Source organism: Stenotrophomonas sp., from assembly GCF_059505245.1.
The window spans coordinates 170,272-182,389 of sequence record NZ_JCACKF010000037.1 but is presented as its reverse complement, the minus strand read 5'-3'; the positions used below and the strand labels follow the sequence as shown (position 1 = coordinate 182,389).

The 12,118-nt window shown below is 67.9% G+C and carries 7 protein-coding genes; all 7 read right to left on the bottom strand.

The features are described from left to right. Positions 1-31: 31 nt before the first annotated feature. Genes AC5JLE_RS14205 through AC5JLE_RS14175 form a run of 7 tightly spaced genes read right to left on the bottom strand, consistent with a single transcriptional unit; the run spans position 32 to position 12,062 of the window. On the bottom strand, positions 32-877 hold the full coding sequence (locus tag AC5JLE_RS14205) for an aldose epimerase family protein (protein WP_164109281.1): 846 nt from the start codon (positions 875-877) through the stop codon (positions 32-34). Next, positions 867-1,904, bottom strand: coding sequence for a glycoside hydrolase family 43 protein (locus AC5JLE_RS14200; protein WP_197556515.1), 1,038 nt, complete (start codon positions 1,902-1,904; stop codon positions 867-869). Before AC5JLE_RS14200 ends, AC5JLE_RS14205 begins: the two co-directional genes overlap by 11 nt. Positions 1,905-1,920: 16 nt before the next feature. Further along, entirely contained in the window at positions 1,921-3,405 is a 1,485-nt protein-coding gene (locus tag AC5JLE_RS14195; protein WP_496065404.1) for an MFS transporter, read from the bottom strand. 59 nt (positions 3,406-3,464) lie between these two features. Beyond that, complete coding sequence (locus tag AC5JLE_RS14190; protein WP_496065403.1) at positions 3,465-6,158, bottom strand: glycoside hydrolase family 3 protein; 2,694 nt, start codon at positions 6,156-6,158, stop codon at positions 3,465-3,467. After that, positions 6,155-7,849 (bottom strand): glycoside hydrolase family 43 protein, encoded by a 1,695-nt coding sequence (locus tag AC5JLE_RS14185; RefSeq protein ID WP_496065402.1) that lies wholly within the window; start codon positions 7,847-7,849, stop codon positions 6,155-6,157. Before AC5JLE_RS14185 ends, AC5JLE_RS14190 begins: the two co-directional genes overlap by 4 nt. 53 nt (positions 7,850-7,902) lie before the next feature. Continuing rightward, a complete protein-coding gene (locus AC5JLE_RS14180; RefSeq protein WP_496065401.1) occupies positions 7,903-9,891 on the bottom strand; it encodes a sialate O-acetylesterase in 1,989 nt (662 codons plus the stop codon). Beyond that, positions 9,888-12,062 (bottom strand): alpha-glucuronidase family glycosyl hydrolase, encoded by a 2,175-nt coding sequence (locus AC5JLE_RS14175; RefSeq protein ID WP_496065400.1) that lies wholly within the window; start codon positions 12,060-12,062, stop codon positions 9,888-9,890. Before AC5JLE_RS14175 ends, AC5JLE_RS14180 begins: the two co-directional genes overlap by 4 nt. Positions 12,063-12,118 lie beyond the last annotated feature (56 nt).

Sequence of the window (12,118 nt, the reverse complement as noted above, 5' to 3'; positions counted from 1 at the left end):
ACCCGGGTGACCGCCTGCCCTGGCCGGGGTTTCAGGTGCTGTCCGCCGCCCACGCCAGTTCGAATGTCAATGCGAGGCGCTGGCCGGGCTCCAGCCGGTGCGGTGCCAGGGTGTAGCCATCTGGCGGGCCGCTCTGCGGCTCGACACAGGTGGCGTGCGGCGTACCATCGTAGACCACCCAGTGGTCGTGGTCCGACCTCAGCCGCAGGTGCTGGCCTTCGCGTATCAGCGTGACGTCACCGTCGGCGATGAAGCAGTCATCCCAGGGGCCGGTGGTGGGCTCCACGCGGGGCAGCGTGGCAATACCTTCCCTGTCCCGCGGATACATCAAGCGAGGACTGAAAAGCAGTCGTTCCGGCTTCCGGAACCAGGGGTGCCAGCCCAGCACCGCCGGCATCGCCTGGCCGCCGGCCTGGACCGAGAGGTCCATCTGCAGGCTGTGAGCCTGCAACTGCAGGTCCAGCACGGCAGCGCCACCGAAAGGCCAGTAGCCGTCGCTCGGCAGCTCCAGCGACAACCGGGCTGCCGCCGCGTCCAAGCGGTCGATCCGCCAGGGTCGCGAGAAACCCACCCCATGGATGGCGTGCCCGTCGAAGTTGAGCGGCAGCCGATGCGGCCTGCCGTCAAAATGGAACTGTCCACGGCGGATGCGCCCGGCCCACGGCACCATCGGGTAGCAGCCCCACGCGATCGCCGCCGGGCCTGCCTGCTGCGCATCCACCAGCCATTCCACGCCCCGGTAGCGCAGGTGCGCCACGCGCCCGCCCGCCCCTGCGGCGAACGCAACCTCCAGTTCGCCGCACCTCAGCCAGTGCAGCTCGCCGGCTGGCAGCGGAGCCAGCGCATCATCCACCGGCAGCATCCGCTCAGGCCCCATACGGGTTGATCGTGCGGATGCTTCCGTCCGGCTCCATGTGCAGCGGCGTGCACTTGGCCGAGCGCAGGTGGGTGATGCCGCCGGACATCAGTGCATCGTGATAGAACAGGTACCACTGTCCTTCGAACTGGCAGATGGAGTGGTGGGTGGTCCAACCGACCACGGGGGTGAGGATCACGCCAGCGTAGGTGAACGGTCCATACGGGCTGTCGCCGATGGCGTAGCACAGCTGGTGGGTGTTGCCAGTGGAGTACGACAGGTAGTAGCGACCCTGGTACCTGTGCAGCCACGGACCTTCGAAGAAGCGGCGCGCATGGTCGTCCGCGCGCAGCGGCTGGCCATGCTCATCCAGGATCTGCACTTCGCGGGTGGGTTCGGCCAGCTCGGTCATGCCGGCATCCAGGCGGCCCACGCGCGGGCCCAGCGCCGGTGCGCTGCCCTCGGGCTCCTCGTGGGCCCCGCTGTACTGGTTGTCACGATACTTCTGCAGCTGCCCGCCCCATATGCCGCCGAAGTACAGGTAGTGGCTGCCATCCTCGTCTTCGAACACGGCCGGATCGATCGAGTACGCACCCTTGATCGGCTCCGGCTGGGGCACGAACGGGCCCTCCGGCCGCGCACCGATCGCCACGCCGATGCGGAACCGGCCCTCGGCATCCTTGGCCGGGAAGTAGAGGTAGTAGCGGCCATCACGGCAGGCGGCATCGGGGGCCCACATCTGTTTGCGGGCCCAGGGCACGTCGCGCACATGCAACGCCATGCCGCAATCGACGGCCGTGCCGTCGGGCGTATCCATCTTCAGCACATGATAATCCTGCATGCCGAAGTGGCCACCTTCGTCGTCGAATGGCTGGCCGCCGTCGATGTCGTGCGACGGATAGATGTACAGGCGCCCCTCGAACACATGCGCCGAAGGGTCTGCGGTATAGATGTGGGTCACCAGCGGTTGCGAAATGGCGTGCGCGGTGAGCTGCGCAAGACGGGCTTCGCTGGCCTGGCCGTCTTCGCCGGCAGAGAGGTCGATCATGGTCGTCATCTTGGAGTTACGCGGAGGCGTCGGCGGAACGGCGACGCAGGTGGAGGTCCTGCTCGATGCGGGTTTCAGTGCGCTTGTCGATCCTGTAGAAGACCAGCAGCGCCACGGCGAGCAGGAAAGGAAGGGAGCAGTAGACGCTTACGGTCAGGCGGATGCCCTGCACCACGGCCTCAGGCTGCTGCGCCAGGCCGGCCTGGTAGCCGTAGTGGGCGAGGATCGCGGCGACCAGCGCGCCGCCCACGCTGAGGCCGATCTTCAGCCCGCACAGCATCGCCGAGAAGATGATCGCGGTTGCCCGCCGATGGTTCTTCCACTCCGAGTAGTCCGCGACGTCGGCGATCATCGCCCACAGCAACGGGATGGTGATGCCATAGCAGAAGCCATGCAGCATGAAGGCGCCGAACGCCACCGCCACCGCCGTGGGTGGAAACAGGTAGAAGGCAAGCAGGAACAGGGTCGAGACAAACAGGGCGCCACCGAAGACGTCGCGCTTGCCGAAGCGGTCCGCCAGCCGTCGCGATGCGCCGATACCCAGGATCATGCAGAGGATGCCGCACGCGTTGAACAGGCTGAACGCCGAGGTGGCCGCGTCCTTCGGCCAGGTGAACGCCGCGAAGCCGGCGCTGGCCAGCGCAGCATTCAACGCGCTGACCAGGCCGTTGAACCCCGAGTTTTCAAGGAAGCCGGCCAGCGCCGCTTCACTCATGTAGTACTGGAAGTAATAGATGTAGGTACCGCCCTTCAATGCCAGGTTGATGAACACCAGCACGGTCAGGGCCAGCATCACCTGCCACGGGCGGTTGTGCAGCAGGTCCGACAGGTCCTGCACTATGCCGCCGGTCTGTTCGCGCGTCGGCACGATGCGTTCGCGGGTGGTGGCGAACGTGATCAGGAAGAACGCCGTGCCGATGATGGCGAATGCGGTCATGACCTGCTCGAAGCCGCGCACCCGGTTGCCGTCACCCAGGATCAGCACCAGCGGCATCAGCAGCACCTGGATGATGAACTGCGCGATCATCACGGCCACGAAGCGGTAGGCCGAAAGGCTGTTGCGCTGGGCCATGCTGCCGGTCAGCACGCCGCTCAGCGCCGAGTACGGCAGGTTGTTCGCTGCGTACACGCAGACCAGCAGCGCGTAGGTGGCCAGTGCATAGATCACCTTTCCGCGCTCGCCCAGGTCCGGCGTGCTGAACGCCAGCAGGGACAGTACGCCAAAGGGAATGGCCGTCCACAGGATCCACGGCCGGAAGCGGCCCCAACGGGTGGTCGTCCGGTCAGCCGCGATGCCGATCAACGGCGTGAACACGAACGCACCCAGCAGGCCCACCACGAAGATGATCGTGGCCGCGGTCGCAGCTGGCAGGCGGTAGACGTCGGTGTAGAAGAACGCCAGGTAGGTGATCAGGGTCTGGAAGATCAGGTTGGCGGCGAGATCGCCCAGGCTGTAGCCGAGCTTCTCGCGTACCGATAGCGCGTGTTCAGTGCTTGCCATGCAGCGGACGTCCTGGAAAAGGGATCTGGGCGGAGGGAAATCGATGCCCGCGAGAGCGATCAGTCATGCGCGGACACCACCGTGAACCTGCCCTGCGCGCGTGCATCGGCACTGGACGCCCCCACCCTGACCTCGTAGGCACCGGGCCGCACCTCATACGCGGCGCGCGCTTCGTCATAGTGGCGCAGGGCCTGCGCTGCCTCCAGGGTGAACGTCACCGTGCGGTGTTCGCCCGGGGCCAGATGGATCCGCTGGAAGCCACGCAGCTCCTGCACGGCATCGCCGCTGCCAGCGTGCTCGCGCCGCACGTACAGCTGCACCACTTCGTCACCGCTGCGCGTGCCTGCGTTGGTCACATCGACCGCCACGCCCAGGCGGCCATCGGCGCGGAGGCTGTCTGCATCGAGGCGGAGCGTTCCATAGTCGAACCGCGTGTACGACAGGCCGTGACCGAACGGATAAAGCGGCGTGCCGCGGAAGTAGCGATAGGTGCGGCCCTCCATGGCGTAGTCGTCGAATGCCGGCAACGCTTCGCTGGCCTTGTAGAACGTCACTGGCAACCGGCCGGCGGGATTGACGTCGCCGAACAGCGCCTGGCCGACGGCGGTGCCGCCGCGCTGCCCGGGGTACCAGCTCATCAGGATCGCCGGCAGATGCGACTGCGCCCAGTCCACGGCAACGGCCGAGCCGCCGGTGAGCACCATCACCACCGGCTTGCCGGTAGCGTGCAGGGCCTCCAGCAGGGTGCGCTGCGGCGCGGGCAACCGCAGGTCGGTACGGTCGCCACCGGCAAAGCCTGGATAGTTGACCGTCATTTCCTCGCCTTCGACATCGCCGGTAAGGCCACCGACGAACACCACCACATCGGCTTCGCGTGCGGCATCGAGCGCTTCATCGAACGGCGCCTTGGCGCCGGGCATGCGCCAGCCCAGGCGCACGCCGGCATCGCGCTCGTCGTCGTAGTACTCCAGCGTCAGCGCGTAGGCACGCCCGGCCTGCAGCTCCAGTTCGATGCCCTCGGCATGCAGGCGATCTGTGTTCACCCAGTGATCGATCACGCGCTTCCCGTCCAGGTACAGGCGGTAGCCATCATCGCCGGCCACCTCCAGCCGGTAGCGGCCGGACACGGGTGGCAGCAGTTGGCCACTCCAGCGGATGCTGAAGCGGTCGTTCGGGATCCCCTGCCCCGGTGCCGCTTCGCCGCGTGCCAGCAGGTTGTCGGTCGGCGAGCCGCGGTCCCAGCGGAAGCCGATCTGCGCGTCGGTACGCACCAGGGCCGGCGTACCGGACAGGTCGGGCGTGCGGAAGTACTCGCCACGCAGGCCACGCTCGGGCGAGTCCGCCGAAGGCCGCAGGAAGGTCGGCTCGATCAACGGCGTGGCACCGGGATCGTCGCGGCCCTCCACCAGGTCCACGCCGCGGGCATAGCGAACCTCGACGCCCTTGGCCGCCTCGCGTATGCCCTGCAGGATCGTGACCGGCGCGGCCGGCGTGCCGAAGTAGTTGCCGAGCAGTGCCATGGTGTCGTCGGCAGTGGGACCGACCACGGCAATGCGCTTGATGTCGCGTGACAGCGGCAGGATGCCGTCGTTCTTCAGCAGCACCAGCGACGCCTGCGCGGCCTTGAGCGCCAGCGCATCATGGGCCGGGGCCTGGTTCACCGAGGCCGGAATGCGCGCCCAGCGCACCCGCTCCGGCGGGTCGAACATGCCCAGGCGCATCCGTGCGGTGAACAGACGGGTCACCGCATCGTCGATCTCCGCTTCGCTGATCAAACCCTGACGCACGGCTGACGGAAGCGTGGCGTACTCCTGGCCGCATTCCAGCTCGGTGCCATTCCTGACCGCCAGCGCCGCAGCGGCTTCGCGCGTGGTCACGATATGGTGGTGCTTCCAGATGTCGACGATGGCCCAGCAGTCCGAGACCACGTAGCCCTTGAAGCCCCAGTCGCGTCGCAGCACATCGCGCAGCAGGAAACGGCTGGCACTGGCGGACTCGCCGTACACGCGGTTGTAGGCGCCCATCACAGCATCGACGTCGCCCTCCTTGACCAGCGCCTCGAATGCCGGCAGGTAGGTGTCATACAGGTCGCGCCGGCTGGGCCGTGCATCGAAGTGATGGCGGTCGGCCTCCGGCCCGCTGTGCACGGCCAGATGCTTGGCGGTGGCGTCCAGCTTGCGGTAGACGGGGTCGTCGCCCTGCAGGCCACGTACGAAGGCCACGCCCATGCGCGCGGTGAGGTACGGGTCCTCGCCATAGGTTTCCTGTCCGCGGCCCCAGCGCGGGTCGCGGAAGATGTTGACGTTCGGCGACCAGAAGGTCAGCCCCTGGTAACGGCCGTGCGCGCCTTCGCGGAGGAACTGGTGGTGCTTTGCGCGGGCCTCATCGCTGATCGTCGTGGCCACCTGCCCCATCAACGGCACATCGAAGGTCGCGGCCAGGCCGATCGCCTGCGGAAAGACCGTGGCCTGCCCTGCCCGTGCCACGCCATGCAGTCCCTCATTCCACCAGTCGTAGGCGGGCACACCCAGGCGTTCGATTGCCGGCGCGGCGTTCTGCATCTGCGCGGCTTTCTCTTCCAGCGTCATCTGCGCGACGAGTGAGGCAGCCCGTTGCTCGAAGCTGGCCGAAACGTCCAGCCAGGGCCGCGGCGCGGCTGCGGATGCGGCCGCCGCGATGCAGGTCAGAACGAACACAGTGAGCCCGCGGCGCAAAGTGCGGCGACGGGCGTTGGACGACAGCGACAGCCTCATTTGCTTCTCCCGGTGCGCTCATCGCGCGCGAAGGGACCCAGCAGTGCGCCTACGAATCCGCCTGCCCGGTCCGTGCTCAGAACGGTGCCATCCACCTTGCCTGCAAGCAGTTGCCAGCCCTGCCCGTCGCCGGTATCGAACGAGAACGCGTAGTCGCCCTCGTTGCCGGCGATCTTCAGGCGCAACGCATCCGGTGCCCGCACCTCGCGGGTCGCCACGATGCGCGTACTGCCACCGCCATCACGAACTTCCAGGAAGAGCGAAAGTCGCTCGTCCGGAAGGCTGCGAACGCCAAGGAAGTACCAGTACGCCTCGCTCTGGAACGCCGCCAGGCCGGCCGCCACGCCAGGCCCCGGCCGGCTCATCGCGGCGCTCGCCTCGAAGCGCAGGTGCTGCTGGCGTCGGCCAAGGAACGCGGGATTGCGCAGCGTGTCCAGATCCTCGGCAAGCGGGTGCACGGCCAGCATTCCCGGGCGCGTGGCCAGGTCGGCCCAGGCGTGCTTGGGCACCCGCACGCGCAGCCACTGGCGATCGAGCCTCGGTCCATCGAAGTTGTCGCGCTCGACGAAGTTGCCGGTCGAGGGGGCCTGGGATGCTTCGCCCTGCATCCACGACGGCGCCTTGACCACGTAGGGGATGGGCTGGTCGGCCGGCAGGATCCGTGGCCAGCCGTCCTGCCAGCGCACCGGCAGCAGATAGGTCTCGCGCCCGGTGTTGTAGTGCCGCGTCTGATAGTTGCGGCTGGCCAGGAACACCGCCCACCACGAACCGTCCGGGCCTTCGACCAGGTCGGCATGGCCGGCATTGGTGATCGGTAGCGGTCGGTCGTCGGGCAGCTCGCGCTGGGTCAGGATCGGATTGCCCGCGTAGGGGTCATACGGGCCCCACACGGTGCGGCTGCGCAGCACCACCTGGGAGTGCTGCGGCCCGGTGCCGCCTTCGGCATCGGACAGGTAATACCAGCCCTGGCGCTTGTAGATGTGGGGGCCTTCGATCCAGATCGGGTTCTTCGCCGGCTCCACGCCCGCGTCGACCAGCACCCGGCGCGGCCCCACCGGCTTGAAGGCAGCCAGATCGATCTGCTGCATCCAGATGGCGCGGTGCCCGTCGTAGCGTGGTGTGCCGGGCGGCGCGTCGTTGTTGACCAGGTACACCTTGCCGTCGTCATCGAAGAACAGTGATGGATCGATGCCATCGATGCCGGGCAGCCAGTGCGGATCGGACCACGGACCGGCCGGGTCGCGCGCGGTGGCAATGAAGTTGCCGCCACTGTCGGTGGCCGTGGTCACCACGTAGAAGACCCCATCGTGGTATTCGATGGTGGGCGCGAAGATGCCGCGCGAGACGCTCAGTCCGTCGAAATCCAGCTGCGTGGCGCGGTCGATCACGTTGCCGATCTGCTTCCAGTGAACCAGGTCGGCACTCTCGAACACCGGAATGCCCGGGAAATAGGTGAAGCTGGAATTGACCAGGTAGAACCGGCCGTTCGCGCTCACGATGCTGGGATCGGCATGGAAGCCGGCCAGCACCGGATTGCGGTAGTGGTCGGCCGGCAGCGGCGTGTCGAAGGCCGCGTCGTGGCCGCGGTATTCGAACCAGTCGAAGTACACCGGCGGTGCGTCCGGCGGCGCGCTGGCCGGGCTGGTTGCGGCCGACAGCAGGAGTGCCGCCGCCAGCAGGTGGCGCGCCATCGACCTCAGGCCGGCCCTGTCGCGGACCGGAGGGGACTGCTTGGACAACGTCATCATCGTCGCGTCTCGGCTTCGGCAATGGGAAGTTCGAACGGGCCTGCCGGTGCCCCGCTGCGGTCGCGTAGCGTGCACACCGGGCCATCGGCCCAGCAGTAACGGACATGCGTTGCGTGCGTCGACAGCGGGCCGCGCAGCAGGATCCGGCGCCCATCCAGTTCGGCGTCGCCGTAGTCGCAAAGGCCGCTATCACCCCTGGTCCCGCACAGTTCAAAGCCAATCGGACGCAGCGCGCCGGTCGCGGTGAGCACGCCTTCGACATCCTCGAACGCAATGGCCACGCCAGCGGGCGTGCGCACGGCCGTTACCGCTCGCGGACCCGACGGCGCCACGTCCTGCTTGCCGTACACCACGTGGCGCGCCAAGCGCGCCAGGCGGCGCCCGAGCTCCTGCTTGTTCGGCGGATGGATGTCGTAGGCGTCGCCGATGTCGATGGCAATGGCGAGCCCGCTCAGCGCGTCCTCGGCGGCGACGCGCCGCTGCGCCTCACGCACCTGCGCCCAACCGCTGGCGGCGGGCGCAACCGGCGGCTGGCCGTAGCCGGCCAGCTGCACCAGCAGCAGTGGCGTGCGCGCACCGAACTGCCGCCGCCAGTCCTCGCGCAGCGCACGCAACCGCATCGCATACGTCGCACCATCGCTGGTGTTCGATTCACCTTGATACCAGAGCATGCCGCGCAGCCCGAAGCCCCCGAGCGGTGCGATCATCCCGTTGTACAGCGTCGACAGCCCGGTGGCGGCCTGCCATGGCGCGAAAGGCGGCGCCTGCTGGCCCGCCGCCACCCGGTATTTCCAGGGGCCCTGCAGTGCCACGCGCTCGCCGTTGTCGAACTGCAGGCCGTATGCCGTTGAGGGGCCGGCCAGGCCGCCTTCGCCGTAGGTGTCCAGCACGTTGACCGCAATGCTGTTGGATCCCGCCTTCAACAGGCCACTCGGCAACGGATAGCGCCTCTGGCCGGCGCCGTACTGGCTGCCGACGGCGACCCCGTTCACCCAGGTCACGTCCGCCTCGTCGGCCGTTGCCAGCTCCAGGGTCGCGCCGCGTGCAGCCTGTTCAGCGCTCAGCACCACCTGCGTGCGATACCAGACCATGCCGTTGTAATCGGCAAGCGCGCGCTCGTTCCACCGCTCCCATGCGCCCAGTGTGGCCGGTGCGTGCGACCATGCGCGGTCATCGGTATCCGCGCGCCAAGGTGCGTCGCCGGGCAGCGCCCCTTCGCGCGTCTCCCACCAGTGCTGCCAGTGGCGGCCCCAGGCTGCGCGTGCCTCCAGCGGATCACGGGCAGAGCGCGCGAGAATATCGAGGGCCTCGTCCATGCCGCCTTGCCCGCGCAGGGCATCGGTACTGGTCCAGGCCTCGATCCGCGAGCCGCCCCACGCCGCCTGGATCAGCCCCATCGGTACGGTAACCGTGCGCTGCAGTTCGCGGGCGAAATAGAAGCAGGCTGCAGAGAAACCGCGCACCGAATCGGGCGTTGCCCGCGTCCATCCAGGGTCACCCTTGAAGCTCTCCTGCGCCTGCACGGCCGCGTCCTTCGGCACGCTGAACAGCCGGATCCGTGGCAGCGTGGCCGAGGCGATCTCGCTGGCTGCGTTGAGCGAGCGCCAGACCGGCAGCTCCATGTTCGACTGCCCCGCGCACAACCAGACGTCGCCGACCAGAAGATCCCGCGCCGTCTCACGCCGGGTCCCGGCGGTTGCCTCGAGGGTGTACGGGCCGCCTGCGGCGATGGCGGGGAACATGGCCTGCCAGCGGCCTGCCCTATCGGCCTGTGTGGCCACCGCCTGGCCCGCGAAGGTGGCCGATACCGCCTGCCCAGGGCTTGCCTGGCCCCAGACGGTGATCGGCCGGTCGCGCTGCAGGACCGCATGGTCCTGGAACAGCGGGTGCAGCAAACCCGTCGTTTCGCCGGCCGCCACCGGTGCGGCAAGCCACGCCAGCACCATCAACGCCGCCGCGCGGGCGGACCATCCGAACCGGTTCATCGCCCATCTCCGGGTGCGAAAGGAAACTGCAACGCCTGGTAGTACGACAACGGCTGTGGCGGTGGCCGTTCTCCCGCCGGCAGCGGTCGGCCGCTGACTGACTGGAAGTACGCCACACTGGCATCGCGCCACCACTGCGCTTCCTCGCGCTGGATCTGCAGGAACGCCGCCACCTGCTGGTGCCGCTGCGGATCGATCCGATCGCGCAGGCCCGCCCAGGTCGCCTGCATCGACTGCACCTGGCGCACACCCCGCGAATAGCGCCCGACCAGTTCGTCCCACAGCGTCCTGCCCGAGCGCATGCGGCGGTCCCACGGCACGTGATGGAACCACAGCAGCAGCGACTCGGGCACCCGCGCCGGATCGCCATAAACCCCGGCAACCGGCGGGAAGTACTGCCCCACGGCGTTGCTTCCGCTTGCGCTGCGGTCAAAACCGATGCCGTTGCGGTCTGCACGGTGGTAGTAGACCGACGTCCAGTCCGCACGTGGGCCTCCGTCCACCCAGGGGCCGGGGCCGTAGTGATGGCCGCGTGCCATCAGGTGGTGCAGGCCCAGCGGCGTCATGTAATCCACTGCCGCCTCGCGCGATTCCATCATCATCCGCACGATCGGGCCGGTCACCTGCGGGTCGGGCGAGAAGGTCAGCGCGACCCAGTCCTCGGCAATGCCGCGCGCGGACTGCTGCGGATTCCATGCCAGTCGCCCGAACGCGTACCAGTTGGCCTGGTCGAAATGCGAGCCGCTCCAGGTGCGGTCTACGCCGATGTTCGCAACGCCGGCGATGCCGGTCAGTGCATGACCTTCCAACGAGCCGTCGACCACGCGGGCGACCGTGGAGCCCTCGCCACGTGCATGGGTGTCGGCCTGCAGCACTTCTTCGTAAAGCGTTCCCAGGTACACCAGGTGCGTCGCAAAACCCAGGTACTCCTTGGTGATCTGCAGTTCCATCATCAGCGGCGTGCGTGGCATGGCGCCGAACAGCGGATGGAACGGCTCGCGCGGCTGGAAGTCGATGGGACCGTTCTTCACCTGCACGATCACGTTGGGGCGGAAGGCACCGTCCAGCCCTACAAACTCGCTGTACGCCTGCTTGGCGCGATCTTCGGGAACCTGGTGCGAGTACACGAAGGCGCGCCACATCACTACGCCGTTGTAGGGCGCCAGTGCCTCGGCCAGCAGGTTGGCGCCGTCGGCATGGGAACGACCGTAATCCTGCGGGCCGGGTTGCCCCTCCGAGTTCGCCTTGACCAGGAAACCGCCAAAATCCGGAATGCGCGCATGGATCTCATCGACCTTGTCGCGCCACCAGCGCCGCACAGCCGGATCCAGCGGATCAGCCGTTGCCAGGCCGCCAAGCTCGATCGGCGCACTGAAGCGCGCGCTCAGGTAGACCCGGATGCCATAGGGCCGGAACAGGTCGGCCAGCGCGGCGGCCTTGGCCAGATAGGCCGGCGACAGGCTCAGCGCACTGGCATTGACGTTGTTGAGGACGGTGCCGTTGATGCCGAGCGAGGCGTTGGCACGGGCGTAGTCGGTGTAGCGCGGGTCACGCCACTGCGGCAACGTCTGCCAGTCCCACAGCGAGCTGCCTGCATAGCCACGCTCGACGTAACGATCCAGGTTGTCCCAATGGTTGAGCACACGCAGTGCGACCTGCGGCGACTCACGCACATCCAGCGCCTGCAGTGGGGTGCCACGCTGCAGCAGGCGCAGCAGATGGAACATGCCATACAGCACGCCGACATCCTGGCGTGCCGCCACAAGCAGCACATCGCGCCCCTCGATCCGGACCCGCCGGATCAGGAAGCCCTCGTCGCCCAACGTGGCGATCTCGTTGCCGTACGCGGCGACGAGTGTCGAAGATTGCGGCGTGCCCAGCACCAGGGCACGCTCGGTACTGATTGCCGTTCGCATTGGCGGCGCCGCTCCCAGCAATCCAGGGAGGCTGCGCGCAAGCTCGTCGCGGGTGGCGCGCTGCATTGGCGTGCGATCCGGGGCCACCACTTCGGCCAGTTGCCGCCGGTAATCGGCAGCGACCGTTGCGGCAACCGGCTGGTAGCGCATCCACAGCGCATAGCCATCCTCCGCCCGTGCCCCGCCAACACAGGCCAGCAGCACGAGCAGGGCCCACAGGTGCGTGCCGACAGCGCGCAACAACGGCGTTAACATGCGCCTTTGTAGACTACGTCCGGGCCCGGGGCAGCGCATCATCGTCCTTCGCACCC